The following is a 17,870-nucleotide window of genomic DNA, read 5'->3' on the forward strand; positions in this document are numbered from 1 at the left end:
TGATTTTTCGATCCCTGTGATTTTAGCTTCCGGAGATTGCGGTGTCCGAGCGCGTCGAACGTCGTTTGGTGGCCTTGGTAGCGGCCGATGTTGCCGGCTACAGCCGCCTGATGGGTCGCGACGAGGAGCGGACGCTTGGCGACCTGAAGGGCGCCCGCCAGACGCTGGTCGATCCGACCATCGCGGCATGCCGAGGCCGCATCGTCAAGACCACCGGTGACGGGATGTTGGTCGAGTTCGCCAGCGCTGTCGATGCGGCGCGGTGCGCCATTGAGATTCAGCGGGGCATGACCGAACGAAACGTCGCGGTGCCGCCCGATCGCAGAATCGAATTCCGCATCGGCATTCACGTCGGCGACATCATCATCGACAGTGACGATATCTTCGGCGACGGCGTCAACATCGCGGCGCGTCTCGAGGGAATGGCCGACCCCGGCGGAATTTGCATTTCGGACGATGCCCATCGGCAAATCCGAGGCAAGGTCGATATCGATTTCGGTGACCTGGGCTCACAGTCGCTGAAGAATATCGCCGAACCGATGCGGGTATGGCAGATTCGGGTCGGCGGCGAGTCTGCCGCGGAGCGCTCGGCAGTGCCCACAGTGCCAGTCCAGCCGCTTCCACTGCCGGATAGGCCGTCGATTGCAGTGCTGCCGTTCGACAACATGAGCGGGGATCGCGAGCAGGATTATTTTGCCGACGGCATGGTCGAGGAGATCATCACGGCGCTGTCGCGGTTCAAATCGCTGTTCGTCATCGCGCGCAATTCGAGCTTCGCCTACAAGGGCAAATCCGTCGATATCAAGCGGGTCGGCCAGGAGCTCGGCGTGCGCTATGTGCTCGAAGGCAGCGTGCGCAAGGCCGGCAACCGTGTCCGCATCACCGGTCAGCTGATCGAGGCGACGACCGGCAACCATATCTGGGCCGACCGTTTCGATGGCGACCTCGAGGATGTCTTTGGCTTGCAGGACAAGGTCACCTCAAACGTGGTCGGCCTGATCGCGCCGAGGCTCGAACAGGCCGAGTTCGAGCGTGTCAGGCAGAAGCCGACGGACAAGCTGGACAGCTACGACCTCTACCTGCGAGGCATGGCGCTGATTCATCAGCGCGCCTCGCTCGCCGATGCCTACAAGCTGTTCAAGTACGCGATCGAGCTCGATCCGCAGTTCGCCGCGGCGCATGCAATGCTGGCGTGGACCTGGATGGCCCGGCAGGCCACCACCGGCTCGCCGCTCGACGGCCCGGAGCGGTTCGAGGCCGTCAAGCACGCACGGTTGGCGTCGCGACTCGGCGAGGAGGATGCGTTCGTGCAGTCGACGGCCGGCCACGCGCTGACCTATCTCGGGCATGACTACGACCTCGGCTCGTCGATGGTCGAGGAGGCAATCACACTGAATCCCAATCTTGGATTCGCCTGGTATTCGCGCGGCTGGGTCTCGCTGATGTGCGGCGAGACCGAACGGGCCATCGAGAGCTTCGACTACATGATCCGGCTTAGTCCGCTCGATCCCTTGCGCGTCAGCGCCTGGATCGGCATGGCGCACGCCTACTTCTGGCTCGAACGTTATGAGGAGGGATGCAAGGTTGCCAGACGGTCGTTGCGCTTCAACACCAATGCCCATTCGTTGGGTGCCTTCATCATCAACGCGATCCGCGCGGGCGATGCGGGGGAGGCGAGAAAGGCGATCGCTCGTTTGTTGCGGGTGCATCCGGGCTTCCGCACCTCGCATGTCAGCGAGGCGTTTCCGGTGCGCGATGCCGCGCTGCGTGACAAGATCGGCGCCGCACTGCGCGACGCAGGATTGCCGGAATAGCCAAGGCGTTTCGAGCGAAGTGGATTCCGGTGTGCGTGAAGAAAACGCGTCCAAACAACGAGCCTAGCCCTGCCGGAAGCCCATCCGGAACGCGCCCCAGTGGCGGCCGTTCACGAAGATCGGCGACGACACGTCCTTCATCAACACGAATTTGCCGCCGCCCATGTCGCGGCGATAGGTCTGCAGCAGGAACGGCTTGGTATTGGCCGCGACCTTGCTCACCGCGCGGTCGTTGAACAGCCGGCGGTTGCGGCAATTGGCGTTGTTCCACACCGGGTCCGGACCCTGCGGCAGCCGGTAGTTCGGATTGTGGGTCGGCAGATAGCCGCTCCGCGCCCAGGCGACGCAGAACACGATGCGCGGATCGGTCTTCTGGATCGGATCCTGGATGGCCGGCAGCACGCGGTCGGTGAAGCTGACATAGTCGGTCAGATATTGCTTCGGATTGGTGCCCGCGATCTCGCGATAATTCTCGTCCATCAGCTGCGCGAGCGTGATCTCGCCGCGCGCGATCGCATGCTCGAACAGCTCCGAGATCTGTTTCGCGGTGTCGATCACGACGCGGATCAGCGGCGCATCGCTGGTCTCGACGCCGCTGTCGGCGATGGTCACGATCAGGCTCTCGGACAGCTCGAGCAGCTTTGCGACGCGGCCGTCGGCGTGCTTGAGGTCGCGCGAGGACAGATCGACGCCCTTGGCGAGCTCGTTCAGCTCGGCGATTACGGTGTCGCAATGACCGAGATTGGAGGTTGCAGCGCGCGCCACGCTGTCGATCTCGGTGCCGACCGATGAGAAGCCCTCCTGCACGCGCATGATGATGCCGGAGATCTGCCGGGCGCCTTCGCCGGCGCTCTTGGCGCGCAGCGAGGCGTCGCTGCTCTCGCCGATCAGGCTGCCGATCTGGCCGTCGAGGTCGCGTACGGTGTCGGAAATCTGATGCGTCGCCTGGCGGGTCGCCTCGGCAAGGTTCTTCACCTCGCTCGCGACCACGGCAAAGCCGCGGCCGGCATTGCCGGCGCGCGCGGCCTCGATCGTGGCGTTGAGCGCCAGCAGGTTGGTCTGCTTGGCGATCGCCTCGATCGAACCGGAGACCTTGGCGACCTGGCTCAGCGCGGAACCGACCGCGGCGAGCCGCGCCTCGATCCGTCCGACCGCTGCGACGAGCTCTGCGATATGGCTGACCGCCGTCTCGACCGCGTTGCGCGATTCAGCGATCTGGCCAACCGCGGCGGCTGCGGTCGTTTGCACCGCCTGCGAAGCACCCGCGATGTCGTGATTGGCCGAGACCATGATCTCGGCGGTCTCCTGCAAATGATGGAACCGCTCCGACTGGTTGGTGACGCGGTTCGCGACCTCCTGGACGTTGCCGGCGATGTCGGCAAGCTCGACCCCGAGGCCGCCGATCCGGTCGGCGAGCTGGTCGACCAGCCGTTCGGCCAGTGTCCGGTTCGATGACGTATCCAGCACTGCAAGCTGCGCCGCCGACATGTCAGCACTTCCTCCATCAGAGCGGTCCGCTGGCCCGCCGCAACATTCCCATTTCGAAAACTAAAACGTGATTCGGGCCGACGGTCTTGCCTGAGCGCGCACTGCGTAGCCCGGATGCAGCGCAGCGAAATCCGGGATTCCTGCTCGTGGGAATACCTGTCCCGGATTACGCTTCGCTGCATCCATGCTACGAAGTCATCAAAGCTTGTAGGCGGTGCGGAAGGCGCCCCAGTGCCGGCCGCGGACGCGGATCGGCACGTCGATCTCGCGCATCATCACCGTGGTGCCATTGCCCATGTCGCGCGCATAGCTTTGAACCAAATAGGCGCGCTGATTTTGCGCGGCGGCGAGGCCCGCGGGATCGTTGAAGATACGACGATTGCGGCAATTGGCGGTGTTGTAGGCCACGTCGCCCGGCCGCTGCGGCTGCGAGTAGATCTTGTTATGGACCGGCAGGTAGCCGTTCCGGTCGACGGTGGCGCAGAACGCCAGGCGCTTGTCCTTGGCGAGGAACGCCTCGAGCAGAGCGGGCAGCGAGCGATCCGCCCAATCCAGCATTTTGGTGCGATACTGCACCGGGTTGGTGCCTGATATCTCGACATAGTCGGTGTCGAACATGTCGGCGATCGTGATCGCGCCGCTTGCCAGTCCGTCCTCGAAGAGCCTGCTCAGCGTGCGACCCGCTTCCATCGCGCGGGTGACGAGTTCGGCATTCTCCTCGTGAATCGCCCACATCCGGTCTTCGATCTTCTCGCGCAGCGCGGCGGTCGCCACCTCGAAGCGCGCCTGGCTGCCTGCCTTGGAGCGCTCGCCGATCCTGATCCGGCAGGCGCCGATATCCTGCAAGGTCGCGCTCAGGGTCTCATGGGTCGGCAGCCTCTCGGCATCCGGCCCGCCGATCAGGATGCCGTCCATCGCGATCTCGTAGACCGGCGCGGTGACCGTGCCGCGCGCGGTCGTGATCTCGATCGTGAGGCTGCACGGCAGGCGCTCGTTCTTGCGCGGATCGCCGCGCTCGTCCTGGCGCAGCAGGACCGCGCAGCGCGCCTTCAGCTTCTGGGCGAAGCCGGTCACCGCCTTGCCGGCCTTGGCGACATTGTCGCCATGCACGGCGGCTTCGCGCGTTGCCGAGTCGATTTCGCCGGCGCTGGTGCCGACCGAGACGATGAAATGGGAGGCGGAGGCCGCGTTCTGGCCCATCTCGCCGGTGATCTGGTTCTGCTCGGCGACCGCGCCGTTGACGTTCGCGAACACCGGTCGGATCTTTTCGATCGCCTGCGAGATGCGGTGGACGGCGTCCGCCGATCCGGTGGCGTCCTTCTGCAACGCCTCGATCTTGCGGGTGATCTCTTCGGTTGCGCTCTGGGTCTGCACCGCCAGCGCCTTGACCTCGGTGGCGACCACCGCAAAACCCTTGCCGGCGGCGCCGGCGCGCGCCGCCTCGATCGTCGAGTTGAGCGCCAGCAGCGTGGTCTGCCGCGCGATCTGCGCGATCAGATTGACGACATTGCCGATCGCCGCCGAGGATTCGCGCAAGCGATCGACATTGGCGGTGGCCTCGCGCGCCGCGGCCGCGGCGTCGTCGGCGAGTTGGCTCGCGCTGCGCACCTGCGCGCCGATGCCTTCGGCGGAATGGGTGAACCGGTCGGCGGCTTCGGAGAACGTCGTCGCGGTGCTCTGCGCATCGCTGCTGCGGCCGGTCAGCGCGTCGGTGCGGGCGCGGATGGTCGCGAGCTTGGCTGCCGTCGCCTCGGCGCCGTCGGCCACCGAGCCCGCGGCGCGCTCGAGCTGGCGGATCATCGCGCCCAGCTCGAGTTCCAGCAGTTCCAGGATTTCCTTTGACGAATCCTTGGCCGAATCAATCTCGGTCGAGACATCAGCCGCGGTCGGAACCTGCGGCGCGGCGGCAGGCGCGGCCGGCTCCGGCACTTTCTTTCGAAACAAACCGAACGCCATGGGGATGGGGGCTCTTGGAAAGTTGCGGCGGGACGGGGTGATCCTCGCATCCGGGCATGAAGTCGTGGTTAACAAGTGCCTCATATTCCGGCATGCGGTAGTATTCCCCCGCCGGACGGCCCCTGCCGACCTTTGATTTTGACCGCCAGGGGCCTATAAGGCCGCGTTTTCCACCCCTGTTCAGACCCTACGCTCGAAGAGACGTCGCATGGCCGGCCATTCCCAATTCAAGAACATCATGCACCGCAAGGGCCGGCAGGATGCCCAGAAGTCGAAGCTTTTCGGCAAGCTGGCCCGCGAAATCACCGTGGCGGCCAAGCTCGGCACCCCGGACCCGGCGATGAACCCGCGGCTGCGCGCCGCCGTGGTCGCCGCCCGCGCCGAGAACATGCCAAAGGACAATATCGACCGCGCCATCAAGAAGGCGATCGGCGGTGAGGGCGAGCACTATGACGAGATCCGCTACGAGGGCTATGGCCCCGGCGGCGTCGCCGTCATCGTCGAGGCGCTGACCGACAACCGCAACCGCGCCGCCTCCGATATCCGCTCCTTCTTTACCAAGTCGGGCGGCAATCTCGGCGAAACCGGTTCGGTCGCCTTCATGTTCGATCACACCGGCATCATCGAATACGACGCCAAGGTCGCCTCCGACGACGCCATGCTGGACGCCGCGATCGAGGCCGGCGCCGACGACGTGGTCTCGAGCGAAGCCGGTCACGAGGTCTACGCCTCGCAGGAGACCTTCCGCGAAGTTGCAAAGGCGCTGGAAGCGAAGTTCGGCGAGCCGCGCAAGGCGGCGCTGACCTGGAAGCCGCAGAACACCGTCGCGGTCGACGACGAGACCGGCGAAAAGCTGCTGAAGCTGATGGACCTGCTCAACGAGCACGACGACGTGCAGAACGTGTACGCCAATTTCGAGGTGTCCGACGCGCTGCTCGCGAAGATGGGCGGGTAAGCGCCCGTTCATCGCCCCGAACTCCGCTGTCATCGCCCGGTTCGATCCGGGCGATCCGGTATTCCAGAGACCGTCGTTTGATTCGCGAGGCCGCAGCGTACTGGATACCCCCGCTTTTGCCGGGGATGACAAGCAAGAATGGGATGACGAGCGCGGCCGAGCACAACGACCTCGGCAGGGGACGAACCTCCGTTTGTGTTTCGTTCTCCCGGCCCAGGCGGTATCACTACCCCATGACATCGCAGCCGATTCGCTCTCCCGTCCGCATCATCGGTATCGATCCGGGTCTCCGCCGCACCGGCTGGGGCGTGATCGAGACCGAGGGCAACCGTCTGGTCTATATCGGCTGCGGTTCGGTCGAGCCGCCGGACGATCTGCCGCTGGCGAGCCGGCTGCTCGCGATCCATGAGGGGCTGGCCGCCGTGCTCGGCCACTACCGACCGGCGGAGGCCGCGGTCGAGCAGACCTTCGTCAACAAGGACGGCGTTGCCACGCTGAAACTCGGCCAGGCGCGTGGCGTCGCCATGCTGGCGCCCGCAATGTTCGGTATCTCGGTCGCCGAATACGCGCCGAACCAGGTCAAGAAGACCGTGGTCGGCGCCGGACATGCCGAGAAGAACCAGATCCAGGTGATGCTGAAGATACTGCTGCCGAAAGCCGAGCCGCCGTCCGCAGACGCCGCTGACGCGCTCGCGGTCGCGATCACCCACGCCCATCACCGCCAGAGCACCGCGCTTCGGCTCAGGGTGGCGAGCCTATGATCGGCAAGCTCAAGGGCCTGATCGATTCCTACGGCGAGGATTACGTGATCCTCGACGTTGGCGGCGTCGGCTATCAGGTGCATTGCGCGAGCCGTACGCTGCAGGCGCTGCCACAGCCGGGCGCCGCGGCCGTGCTTTCGATCGAGACCTATGTCCGCGAGGACCAGATCAAGCTGTTCGGCTTCCGCAGCGATCTCGAGCGTGAGTGGTTTCGCCTGTTGCAGACCGTGCAGGGCGTCGGCGCCAAGGTCGCGCTCGCGGTGCTCAGCACGTTGCCGCCGACCGATCTCGCCAATGCCATCGCGCTGCGCGACAAGGCGGCGGTGGCGCGCACGCCGGGCGTCGGACCCAAAGTGGCCGAGCGCATCGTCAGCGAATTGAAGGACAAGGCGCCGGGCTTTGCCGATGTCGATCCCGCGGTGGTGCACCTGTCCGGCGCGATCGACAACAACCGCGCGCCGCGCCCAGTCACCGACGCGATCTCCGCGCTGGTCAATCTCGGCTACGGCCAGCCGCAGGCCGCCGCCGCGATCGCCGCCGCCTCCCGCAGCGCCGGTGAGAAGGCCGAGACCGCGCAGCTGATCCGGCTGGGCCTGAAGGAATTGTCGAAGTGAATACGCCCTCGCGCATGGTCACGCCCGAACGCCGCTCCGACGATGTCGGCGACACCGCGATGCGCCCGCAGTCGCTGACGGAGTTCGTCGGCCAGGCGCAGGCGCGGAAGAATCTCTCGATCTTCATCGAGGCGGCGAAGAAGCGCGGCGAGGCGCTCGATCACGTGCTGTTCGTCGGCCCCCCGGGTCTCGGCAAGACCACGCTGGCGCAGATCGTCGCGCGCGAGCTCGGTGTCGGCTTCCGCGCCACCTCCGGTCCTGTGATCGCCAAGGCCGGCGATCTCGCGGCGCTGCTCACCAATCTGGAAGAGCGCGACGTGCTGTTCATCGACGAGATCCATCGCCTGAGCCCGGCGGTCGAGGAAGTGCTCTATCCCGCGATGGAGGATTTTCAGCTCGATCTGATCATCGGCGAAGGACCCGCGGCGCGTTCGGTCAAGATCGAGCTGTCGAAATTCACGCTGGTCGGCGCGACGACGCGCGCAGGCCTGCTGACCAATCCGCTGCGCGACCGCTTCGGCATTCCGATCCGGCTCAATTTCTACACCGAGGAAGAGTTGGAAAAGATCGTGACCCGCGGCGCCCGCGTGCTGAACATCGGCATGAGCCCCGATGGCGCCAACGAGATCGCGCGCCGCGCCCGCGGCACGCCGCGCATCGCCGGCCGCCTTTTGCGCCGCGTGCGCGACTTTGCGTCCGCGGCCGATGCCGACGCCATCGATCGCGGCATCGCCGATCGTGCGCTGAGTGCGCTCGAGGTTGACAGCGCCGGGCTCGATGCGATGGACCGGCGCTATCTCACCACCATTGCCTTGAACTATGGCGGCGGTCCGGTCGGCGTCGAGACCATGGCGGCCGCGCTATCCGAGCCACGCGATGCGATCGAAGACATCATCGAGCCCTATCTGATCCAGTGCGGCTATTTGCAGCGCACCCCGCGCGGAAGACTGCTGACCTCACATGCCTTCCGCCATCTCGGCCTTGCCGAGCCGAACCGCGATCCCTCGCAGTTCGGCCTGTTCGGCGGCAATGACGATGAAGACTGAGCCTCCTCGCTCTCGAAGACGTGAACAGACGTGTTGACGCAGCGCATCGCGCTGCACGGTAACCTTGCCCGCTAACCATTGCGACGTCTCTGCAGGCCGTCTGCACAAACGCGGCCCAATTTCGCTCCAATCAAAGGGCCTATCATGGACCAGGCATCACCGATCAAGCGTCCATGATTTCACGTCGACATTTTCTGCGCACCGCCGGCGGAATGACCGCCGCCACCGCCTCGACCGGGGCCTACGGCCTGAGCGAGCCGGTCGTCCGGCTCACGCTGGCGCGCTACGATCTGTCGCCGCGGCATTGGCCTTCGGACTTTCCGCTCAAGATCGCCGCGATCGCCGACATTCACGCCTGCGATCCATGGATGTCGCTCGATCGCATCGCCGAGATCGTCGAGCGCACCAACGCGCTGAACCCCGACATCATCGTGCTGCTCGGCGACTATGTGGCGGGGCTGCGCCACGTCACCCGCTTCATTCCGGCCTCCGAATGGGCCGCGGTGCTCAAGGACCTGAAGGCGCCGCTCGGCGTCCATGCTGTGCTCGGCAATCACGATTATTGGGAAGACAAGACGGTGCAGCGCCTGGGGCAGGGCACACCCGTCGCGCGCCGTGCGCTGGAGCGCGTCGGCATTCCGGTCTACGAGAACGATGCGGTGCGGCTCGTCAAGGATAACCGCCCGTTCTGGCTCGCCGGCCTCGGCGACCAGCTCGCCTATCTGCCGGCGCGGCGCTATCGCGAGGTCCGGCGCATCGGGGTCGACGATCTCAACGCGACGCTTGCAAAAGTCACCGATGATGCGCCGGTGATCCTGCTCGCGCATGAGCCCGACGTCGCGCTCCGCGTGCCCTCACGCGTCGCGCTGCAGCTGTCCGGCCACACCCATGGCGGCCAGATCCGGCTGCTCGGCTGGTCGCCGGCGGTGCCGGTGAAGCACGGCATGCGGCTCGCCTACGGCCATTTCAAGCTGAAATGCGACGTCGTCGTCTCCGGCGGCCTCGGCTGCAGCATCATGCCGTTCCGCCTCGGCGTGCCGCCCGAGATCGTGCAGGTCACGCTCGGCGCAAAGGGGCCGGTGGTGTCCTGATCGCGCTTGCGTGATCGGGCAATTTGCGCAAAACGATTGTCTTTCCGAGAGCGATCGAGGGGCCGCAATTGACCTTACCCCATATCGACGGCGCGATCCGCGATGGCCGACACCATATGCAGGTCCGTGTCTATTACGAGGACACCGATTTTTCCGGCATCGTCTACCACGCCAACTATTTGCGCTTCATGGAGCGCGGGCGCACCAATCATCTCCGATTGATGGGCGCCGAACAGAACGCGCTGTTCGAGGAGGCGCAGGAGGAGACCGGCGGCTTCGCCTTTGTCGTGCGCTCGATGACGCTGGACTTCCTCAAGCCCGCGCGGATGGACGACATGCTCGACGTCGTGACCTGGCCGATCGCGGTGAAGGGCGCATCCATCATGCTCGCGCAGGAGGTTAGGCGCGGCGATGACGTGCTTGTGAAGGCGCAGGTGCGCGTCGCCTTCGTCAGTCAGGGCAGGGCACAGCCGATTCCGAAGTCCATCCGCGCACTGATGAAGGCCGATCTGGCCTAGCTATCGGGTGATAGGGAATGCCCCATCGACTCTTCATCCGGCGACGATAGATTTGCGCGTGACAAAACAACCGCGAGGGATCGCCGATGTCACGCCCGCCACTGCCGCCTTTCACCCGCGAGACCGCCGCGCAGAAGGCGCGCACGGCGGAAGATGCCTGGAATTCGCGCGACCCCGTTCGGGTTGCCGGCGCCTATACCGAGGACAGCCGCTGGCGCAATCGTGCCGAGGTGTTTGAGGGCCGCGAGGCGATCGTCGCCTTCCTGACCCGCAAATGGGAAAAGGAGCGGGAGTATCGTCTGATCAAGGATCTCTGGGCGTTCGACGGCAACCGCATCGCGGTGCGCTTCCAGTACGAATGGCACGACGCCGCCGGCAACTGGTTTCGCTCCTACGGCAACGAGCAGTGGGAGTTCGACGAGCACGGCCTGATGCGCCGCCGCGAGGCCTCGATCAACGACATCGCGATCACGGAGAAGGATCGCCGCTTCCACTGGCCGGCTCCCGGCCCGCGTCCGGCCGATGTGCCGGGGTTGGGCCAGGAACCGTTCTGAGGCGGGATGAGTTTTGGTTGAATCGGCCCGCCGCGTTTTCGGTTCACCTCTCCCCGCCGGGGAGAGGTCGGATTGCGAAGCAATCCGGGTGAGGGCTCCTGCTCTCTCGATAGACCGTGACCCCTCACCCGATTTGCTGCGCAAATCGACCTCTCCCAAGGGAGAGGTGAACTTTCGACGCCGTTCCAGCTCAACCTAATCTCATCGCGCTTTAGTTGTCGTCCCGGCGAAGGCCGGGACGACGCATGGTAAGAAACCGCCTTACGCCGCGGCCTTGTGGCGCGCGATCTCGGCCTTGTAGAGCTCGAACTCTTCCGCGACCGCCTTGGCAACCGACGGCCGGGTTCGCAGGCGCTCGTAATAGGCCTTCAGGGCCGGCCATTTCGCGAGCTCGATCGGCGGCGTCGCCATGGTCCAGTTGATGACCGTGACGAGATAGGCGTCAGCGACGCTGAAATGATCGAGCAAATACTCGCGGCCTTTCAGATGATCCTCGACATAGTCGAGCCGCGACACGTATTTTTCCAGCGCGTAGGCCTTGGCGTCCGGCGGCGCCTTCTTGTCGAGCAGCGGCAGGAACAGGCCCTTGTGTAGCTCGGTGCCGATGAAGCACAGCCATTGATGCAGCTTTGACCGCTCGGCGTTCGACGCGGTGCCGAGGCCGGCCCGCGGGAACTGGTCGGCGACATATTGCAGGATCGCCGCGTTCTCGGTCAGCACCACGCCGTCGTCGGTGCGCAGCGTCGGCACCAGCCCGAGCGGGTTGACCTTGTTGAAGTCGGAGCCGTCGTTGCGCACCTGCTTGGTCTTCGGATCGACCTCGAGATAGTTGGCCGGCTGGCCGGCTTCATAGAGCGCGACACGGGTCGCCATCGAGCAGGCGAGCGGCGAGAAATAAAGGTCCATTGGTGCCTCCTTGGGGCGGTCTGGCGCGGATGTCCCGGCCTTGTTGATTTTTGTACTGTCCTGGATAATATTGATGCGGTCAAGGATTTAAGTGCGAAATGGTACAAAAAAGTAAGAAGCCGCCATCTGCTGCCAAAATCGAGGCTCCGGTCGCGCCGAAGCGCCGCGGGCGGCCGCGCGCCTATGAGCCCGAGGTCGCGCTCGGCAAGGCGCTCGATCTGTTCCGTCGCGATGGCTTCGCCGCGACCTCGCTCGATGATCTCAGCGCTGCGACCGGCATGAACCGGCCGAGCCTCTATGGCGCGTTCGGCGACAAGCGCGAGCTCTACATCAAGAGCTACCAGCGCTACCGCGATGACGCGCGCGCGGCGATGGTCGATATCTTCCGCGCCGATGCGCCGCTGCGCGAGCGGCTCGAGCGCATCTACCGGATCGCGCTCGACATCTATCTCTCCGGCGAGTCCGGCCCGCGCGGCTGCTTCACGGTGATGACGGCAGCCTCCGAGGCGGTGTCGGATCCGGGCATCCGCACAATGGTGGTGGAGGGCCTGACCGAGCTCGACAAGGCGTTCGGCATCTGCTTCCGCCATGCCAAGGAGCGCGGCGAGCTCCCTGAGGGCGCCGATCCCGCGTCGCTGGCGCATCTCGCCTCAGCGACCATCCACACCATCGCGATCCGTGCCCGCGCCCGCGTGCCGCGCGGGGAACTCGAGGCGATCGTGAAAGGCGCCCTCGACGTGCTGTGCGCGGCCAAATAGAAGCGGCGAAATTTCTTCGGCATCAAATGTCGGGCGCTGTTTTTCCCGCCCGTCTTCCGTAAGGTCCCTCAACCTACGGAAGTGGAATATCATGGGAAAAGTCAGGACTTCAGCATTCTCGGTCTCGATCGACGGATTTGGCGCAGCGCCGCGGCAGAGCCTCGAAAATCCATTCGGCGAAGGTGGCATGGCGCTGCCTGCCTGGTTCCTCGGGACGCGGACGTTTCGCCAGACGTTCGGCCAGGATGGCGGCAGCACCGGTCTCGATGACGAGATCGCGCGCAAATCGATGGAAAATATCGGCGCCTGGATTTTGGGCCGTAACATGTTCGGCCCGATCCGCGGGCCATGGCCGGATCATGCCTGGAAAGGCTGGTGGGGCGCCAATCCGCCGTATCACACGCCGGTGTTCGTGCTGACCCATCACGCGCGGCCTGACATCGAGATGGAAGGCGGGACGACGTTCCACTTCGTGACATCAGGTATTGCCGAAGCGCTCGAGCGCGCGCGCGATGTTGCGCAGGGCAAGGACATCAGGGTCGGCGGCGGCGTTTCGCTGGTGCGCCAGTTCCTGCAAGCGCGTTTGCTCGACGAGCTGCAATTGGCGTTGTCGCCGGCGCTGCTGGGCTCGGGCGAGAATCTGTTCGCGGGCCTCGATCTGCCTGCGCTCGGGTATGCCGTCGTCTCGCATGTCGCGAGCCCGAACGCCACGCACGTCACTTTCGCGCGCAAGACATCCTGAACGGTTCACACCCGCGTCAGCGGCCAAAATTGGCCGTTGACGCGACCGCCGATCGGTCATATTTAACCCATGGGTTATTTAACCGATGGGCTAAGTACATGCCGCTCGATCCCCTCACTTCGACCTTCGCGGCACTGGCCGATCCGACCCGGCGCGCGATCCTGGCGCGGCTCGCGCTCGGCGAGACCTCGGTGATGGAGCTGGCAAAGCCGTTCGACATGAGCCTGCCGGCGATCTCCAAACACCTGAAGGTGCTGGAGCATGCCGGGTTGATCGCGCGTGGGCGCGAGGCGCAGTGGCGGCCGTGCCGCATCGCGCCCGCCTCGTTCAAGCAGGTCGACGGCTGGCTCGGGAATTTCCGCCGCTTCTGGGACGAGAGCTTCAACCGCCTCGACGGCCTTCTCGAGGAGATGAAGGCGGAGGAGGCCGCGAAGGCCCCGCCGCGCAGCAACCGTAAAGTCAGAGTAAGGAAGGAGAAGCCACGTGGACGCACGCGCAGATAGGAAACTGAAAGTCACGACCCCGTCGGATTTCGAGATCGCGATGACGCGGCAATTCGATGCGCCGCGGCGTTTCGTGTTCGATGCGATGACCAAGCCGGAATATCTGGTGCGTTGGCTCGGCTGCGAGCAGCTCACAATGCCGGTGTGCGAGATCGACCTGCGCGTCGGCGGGGCCTATCGGTTCGTATTCCGGTCGTCCGACGGCGTCGAGCACATCCTCACCGGCACCTATCGCGAAGTGGTGCGTCCGGAGCGGCTGACATTCGGCGAGACCTTTGCGATGCCGGGCTTCACCAGCGACGAATATCTGGTCACCTCGACCTTCGTCGAGGAAGGCGGCACCACAACGCTGACCACCACGATCAAGCATCCGACGAAGGAGGCCCGCGATGGCCACCTCAATTCCGGCATCGACAAGGGCGTAGAGCCCGCCTACGACCGGCTCGCGGAGATCGTTGCCGAGATGGGGTGAAGCCCTCGCCGAGAGTTGTGCTTCGCCAGCGAAGCGCTGCTCCATCAACGTGGTCGTCCCTGCGAAAGCAGGGACCCATACCCCGCGGCCGGTGTAGTGAAACAGACTCGTCGTTCCACTATCGCGCGTCAATAAGCATCGGTGGTTATGGGTCCCTGCTTTCGCAGGGACGACACTGCCTCAATACCCCCGTCCGCGATCGACCAGGTTCTCCAGCATGCCACCTTGCTCGAAGCGCGCGATCTGCTCGGCGACGTATTTCGAGATCTCGTCGGCATCGGTGTCGGCAGCGTTGTGCGGCGTCAGCACCACCTTCGGATGGCTCCAGAACGGGCTGTCTTGCGGTAGCGGCTCGGTCTCGTAGACGTCGAGCGAGGCGGCGCCCAGCGTGCCGTCGTCGAGCGCGCGCAGGATGTCTTCCTCGTTCTGCAAGCCGCCACGGCCGGCATTGATGATGACGGGTGCGCCGAGCGGGCTGTTGCGGTTCAGTTTCGCAAACACGTCGCGGTTCAGCACGTGCCGCGTGTCGGGCGTCAGCGGCAGCAGGCAGACCAGGATGTTGGTCTCGCGCAGGAACGCGTCCAGCCCCTCAGTGCCATGGTGGCAGGCGATGCCGTCGTTCCGCTTCGCGCTGCGGCTCCAGCCGACGACGCGGAAGCCGAGCGCGCGCAGCGCTTGTGCCGAGGCCGCGCCGAGCGTGCCGAGCCCCATGATGCCGACCGTGATCGCGCCCGCCGCCCACTGATATTTCGGCGCCCAGCGCCTCAATCGTTGCGACTCCCGCAGATAGAGCTCCTGGCGGTGATGCATCAGCACATGCAGCACGACATATTCGGTCATGCGATCCGTGAGATCGCCGACCGCGACCCGCACCAACGGCACGTCGGGCAGCGAGCGGTCGGCCATCAGCGCGTCGACGCCGGCGCCGAGGTTGAAGATGACGCGCAGGTTCTTGAACGCCGCGAGCTCGCCCGGCTTCGGCTTCCACACCGCGGCATAGTGCACCTCGGCAGGATCGAGCGCGCCATCCGGCAGCAGCACCACGCGGCGGTCCGGGCAGACCGTGTCGAACCGCGCTTTCCAGCGCGCCGACGACCAGTTTTCCGAGCCGCCATTGATCAGCAGCGCCAGTGCGCCCTTACCCATCCGGATACCTCCAATTTCAATGTGATATGTATCACAGAGCGGGCATGGCCCGCTCCCTAGTCTCCTGCCATCAACCGGGGAGAACTTCCATGCGCAAGCTGATCCTGATCGCGGCTTTCATCGCAGCTACCGTCGCCACCGCCGATGCCGGCCAGAGCCGCGGCCTGGTGCTCGCAAACGCCGATACGCCCACTCAGGCGCAACCGGCTGTTGCGCCCGCTCCGGCCGAAGCCCAGCAGGCCCCGTCGCAGGCGCAGCTGGCGGAGCCTCCGAGGCTGCAAGCCTCCCGGCCAACAACAGGAGCCACGCCAACCGCCGGGAGAGCGATGAGGCCAAGGCGCGCCGGATCGCAGCCCGCTACGGCGTCTATTGGTAGTCGCACATGAACGTCGTGGTCACGGCGTGACGCGCCATCGCCACGGCCCAAGACGCAGTCGGTCGAGGCGCGCCATGAAGCGTCGACCAAATCCATCGCCGACATCCGGAACCTAAATTTCTTTCGCTCCGCCTGTCGGCAGCGGGCATAATCGTTCGTTCTTGCAATGAACGGAGATGCCTTTTCGATGCTGTACGCCATCCTCTGCTATCATGACGAAGACATGGTCGGTTCCTGGAGCAAGGAACACGACGCCTCGGTCATGCAGAAATTGTCGGTCGTGCAGGACAAGCTCGCCAAGCAGGGCCGGCTCGGCCCGGTGGCGCGGCTGCTGCCGACCACCGCGGCGACCACGCTGCGCAAGGAAAACCCGCCGGTGGTGCTCGACGGCCCGTTCGCCGAAACCAAGGAGCAGCTGCTCGGCTTCTATCTGGTCGAAGGCAAGAACCTCGACGAGGTGCTCGACATCGCGCGCGACCTCGGCGAGGCCAATCCCGGCGGCACCTATGAGATCCGCCCGGTCGGCTACTTCACTCCGGGGAGCGCAAAGGCGTGAGCATGACCGACACTGCCTGGATCGATGCCGCGCTGACGTCGGCGCGTCCCCAGGCGGTTGGCGCCCTGCTGCGCTACTTCCGCAATCTCGATACCGCCGAGGAGGCCTTCCAGAATGCCTGCCTGCGGGCGCTGAAGAGCTGGCCGCAGAACGGCCCGCCGCGCGATCCCGCGGCGTGGCTGATCATGGTCGGCCGCAATGTCGCGATCGACGACATCAGGCGCAGCAAGAAGCAGGAGGCGTTGCCCGACGACGACCAGGCGATCTCCGACCTCGGCGACGCCGAGGAAGAGCTCGCCGAGCGGCTCGACGGCTCGCATTACCGCGACGATATCCTGCGGCTCTTGTTCATCTGCTGTCACAAGGACCTGCCGGCGACGCAGCAGATCGCGCTCGCGCTGCGCATCGTCTCCGGCCTGTCGGTGAAGCAGATCGCGCGCGCCTTCCTGGTCTCGGAAGCCGCGATGGAGCAGCGCATCACGCGGGCCAAGACGCGCGTCGCCGACGCCAATGTGCCGTTCGAGACGCCGGGCGCGGTCGAGCGCAGCGAGCGGCTCGTCTCGGTCGCCGCGATGATCTATCTGATCTTCAACGAGGGCTATTCGGCGAGCGGCGACACCGCTCAAATCCGCTCGCCGCTGTGCGAGGAGGCGATTCGCCTCGCCCGCCTGCTGCTGCGGCTGTTCCAGAGCGAGCCGGAGATCATGGGCCTGACCGCGCTGTTGCTGTTGCAGCACGCCCGCGCCGCCGCGCGGTTCGACGCCGACGGCCAGGTCATCCTGCTCGACGACCAGGACCGCAGCCTGTGGAACCAGAAGCTGATCGCCGAGGGGCTGGCGCTGATCGACAAGGCGATGCGCCATCGCCGCAGCGGGCCCTATCAGGTGCAGGCCGCGATCGCCGCGCTTCATGCCCGCGCGGAAAAGCCCGAGGATACCGACTGGACCCAGATCGACCTGCTCTACGGCGCGCTCGAGATCATGCAGCCGTCGCCGGTGATCACGCTCAACCGCGCCGTTGCGGTCTCCAAGGTGAAGGGGCCGGAAGCCGCGCTCGAGATGATCGAGCCGCTGGCCCCGCGGCTTTCCAATTACTTCCATTATTTCGGCGTGCGCGGCGCCTTCCTGATGCAGCTCGGCCGCAACGAGGAGGCCCGCGTCACCTTCGACCGCGCCATCGCGCTCGCCAACACCACGGCCGAAGCCGCCCATATCCGCATGCATATCGACCGCCTGATGCGCGACAGCCAGCCGCGCAATGTGAAGGCGACGTAGCGGTCGCTGGTTGTGCCTCGTTCGAGTGCACGTTGAGAAACTTCCCGTGTGGCACCCCTCTCCCTAACCCTCTCCCGCAAGGGGAACCCCTCCGCCGGTGGCTTCCTCACGTCGGATTATCAAGCGCTGAAATTTTGTGAACGGGCGCAAGTGAGGTCAGCACGCTGGTCAGGCTCCCTCCCCCCTTGCGGGGGAGGGCGGGGAGCGGGGTAAGCCCCGGGCGAGATGATCAATGTGTGCGTCGCTCTCGTAACTCCCGTCGCGCTTCTCAAAAAATCTTCACCGTCCTTGTCGGCCCCGCGCTCCTCCGTTCGTCATGAAGGCAGAGAGCATCACCAAG

The 17,870-nt window shown here is 65.3% G+C and carries 18 protein-coding genes; 14 read left to right on the top strand and 4 right to left on the bottom strand.

What is annotated here, in order from left to right:
* Nucleotides 1-41 precede the first annotated feature (41 nt).
* Nucleotides 42-1,814, top strand: coding sequence for an adenylate/guanylate cyclase domain-containing protein (locus AC066Y_RS08710; protein WP_478273507.1), 1,773 nt, complete (start codon nt 42-44; stop codon nt 1,812-1,814).
* Between the two features lie 63 nt (nt 1,815-1,877).
* On the opposite strand, the gene AC066Y_RS08715 is transcribed toward AC066Y_RS08710, so the two are convergent.
* Complete coding sequence (locus tag AC066Y_RS08715) at nt 1,878-3,302, bottom strand: methyl-accepting chemotaxis protein (RefSeq protein ID WP_478273508.1); 1,425 nt, start codon at nt 3,300-3,302, stop codon at nt 1,878-1,880.
* 198 nt (nt 3,303-3,500) lie between these two features.
* Complete coding sequence (locus AC066Y_RS08720) at nt 3,501-5,258, bottom strand: methyl-accepting chemotaxis protein (RefSeq protein ID WP_478273509.1); 1,758 nt, start codon at nt 5,256-5,258, stop codon at nt 3,501-3,503.
* 208 nt (nt 5,259-5,466) lie between these two features.
* Between AC066Y_RS08720 and AC066Y_RS08725 the strand changes: the two genes are divergently transcribed.
* The 7 genes from AC066Y_RS08725 to AC066Y_RS08755 all read left to right on the top strand — a co-directional run bounded on the left by AC066Y_RS08725 (nt 5,467) and on the right by AC066Y_RS08755 (nt 10,797).
* A complete protein-coding gene (locus tag AC066Y_RS08725; protein WP_478273510.1) occupies nt 5,467-6,213 on the top strand; it encodes a YebC/PmpR family DNA-binding transcriptional regulator in 747 nt (248 codons plus the stop codon).
* A gap of 233 nt (nt 6,214-6,446) precedes the next feature.
* The gene (ruvC, locus tag AC066Y_RS08730) at nt 6,447-6,974 is read left to right on the top strand and encodes a crossover junction endodeoxyribonuclease RuvC (protein ID WP_478273511.1); all 528 of its coding nucleotides are present in this window, start codon (nt 6,447-6,449) and stop codon (nt 6,972-6,974) included.
* A complete protein-coding gene (ruvA, locus tag AC066Y_RS08735; RefSeq protein ID WP_478273512.1) occupies nt 6,971-7,588 on the top strand; it encodes a Holliday junction branch migration protein RuvA in 618 nt (205 codons plus the stop codon). The genes ruvC and ruvA overlap by 4 nt, the downstream gene beginning before the upstream one ends.
* Entirely contained in the window at nt 7,585-8,634 is a 1,050-nt protein-coding gene (gene ruvB, locus AC066Y_RS08740) for a Holliday junction branch migration DNA helicase RuvB (RefSeq protein ID WP_478273513.1), read from the top strand. Before ruvA ends, ruvB begins: the two co-directional genes overlap by 4 nt.
* A gap of 173 nt (nt 8,635-8,807) precedes the next feature.
* A complete protein-coding gene (locus tag AC066Y_RS08745; protein WP_478273514.1) occupies nt 8,808-9,725 on the top strand; it encodes a metallophosphoesterase in 918 nt (305 codons plus the stop codon).
* 68 nt (nt 9,726-9,793) lie between these two features.
* Nucleotides 9,794-10,243 carry a tol-pal system-associated acyl-CoA thioesterase gene (ybgC, locus tag AC066Y_RS08750; RefSeq protein WP_021076499.1) on the top strand — a complete coding sequence of 150 codons (450 nt, stop codon included), beginning with the start codon at nt 9,794-9,796 and terminating at the stop codon, nt 10,241-10,243.
* Nucleotides 10,244-10,329: 86 nt separating this feature from the next.
* Nucleotides 10,330-10,797 (top strand): nuclear transport factor 2 family protein, encoded by a 468-nt coding sequence (locus tag AC066Y_RS08755; RefSeq protein ID WP_478273515.1) that lies wholly within the window; start codon nt 10,330-10,332, stop codon nt 10,795-10,797.
* A gap of 261 nt (nt 10,798-11,058) precedes the next feature.
* Here AC066Y_RS08755 and AC066Y_RS08760 read toward each other — a convergent pair whose 3' ends face one another.
* Complete coding sequence (locus AC066Y_RS08760) at nt 11,059-11,703, bottom strand: glutathione binding-like protein (protein ID WP_456720589.1); 645 nt, start codon at nt 11,701-11,703, stop codon at nt 11,059-11,061.
* A 98-nt stretch (nt 11,704-11,801) separates the two neighbouring features.
* On the opposite strand from AC066Y_RS08760, the gene AC066Y_RS08765 reads away from it, so the two are divergent.
* The 4 genes from AC066Y_RS08765 to AC066Y_RS08780 all read left to right on the top strand — a co-directional run bounded on the left by AC066Y_RS08765 (nt 11,802) and on the right by AC066Y_RS08780 (nt 14,178).
* The gene (locus AC066Y_RS08765) at nt 11,802-12,461 is read left to right on the top strand and encodes a TetR/AcrR family transcriptional regulator (RefSeq protein ID WP_456760741.1); all 660 of its coding nucleotides are present in this window, start codon (nt 11,802-11,804) and stop codon (nt 12,459-12,461) included.
* Between the two features lie 91 nt (nt 12,462-12,552).
* Entirely contained in the window at nt 12,553-13,203 is a 651-nt protein-coding gene (locus AC066Y_RS08770; protein WP_478273516.1) for a dihydrofolate reductase family protein, read from the top strand.
* A 98-nt stretch (nt 13,204-13,301) separates the two neighbouring features.
* Nucleotides 13,302-13,706, top strand: a complete 405-nt coding sequence (locus tag AC066Y_RS08775; protein ID WP_478273517.1) for an ArsR/SmtB family transcription factor — start codon at nt 13,302-13,304, stop codon at nt 13,704-13,706.
* Nucleotides 13,687-14,178 (top strand): SRPBCC domain-containing protein, encoded by a 492-nt coding sequence (locus AC066Y_RS08780; protein WP_478273518.1) that lies wholly within the window; start codon nt 13,687-13,689, stop codon nt 14,176-14,178. The genes AC066Y_RS08775 and AC066Y_RS08780 overlap by 20 nt, the downstream gene beginning before the upstream one ends.
* Nucleotides 14,179-14,358: 180 nt before the next feature.
* Here the strand turns inward: AC066Y_RS08780 and AC066Y_RS08785 are convergent, their stop codons facing one another.
* Nucleotides 14,359-15,324, bottom strand: a complete 966-nt coding sequence (locus AC066Y_RS08785) for a 2-hydroxyacid dehydrogenase (protein WP_478273519.1) — start codon at nt 15,322-15,324, stop codon at nt 14,359-14,361.
* Between the two features lie 563 nt (nt 15,325-15,887).
* On the opposite strand from AC066Y_RS08785, the gene AC066Y_RS08790 reads away from it, so the two are divergent.
* Both AC066Y_RS08790 and AC066Y_RS08795 read left to right on the top strand, forming a co-directional pair.
* Nucleotides 15,888-16,256, top strand: coding sequence for a YciI family protein (locus tag AC066Y_RS08790; protein ID WP_478273520.1), 369 nt, complete (start codon nt 15,888-15,890; stop codon nt 16,254-16,256).
* On the top strand, nt 16,253-17,530 hold the full coding sequence (locus tag AC066Y_RS08795) for an RNA polymerase sigma factor (RefSeq protein WP_478273521.1): 1,278 nt from the start codon (nt 16,253-16,255) through the stop codon (nt 17,528-17,530). Before AC066Y_RS08790 ends, AC066Y_RS08795 begins: the two co-directional genes overlap by 4 nt.
* The last annotated feature ends 340 nt before the right edge of the window (nt 17,531-17,870 follow it).

It is taken from the genome of Bradyrhizobium sp. USDA3010, from assembly GCF_056429065.1.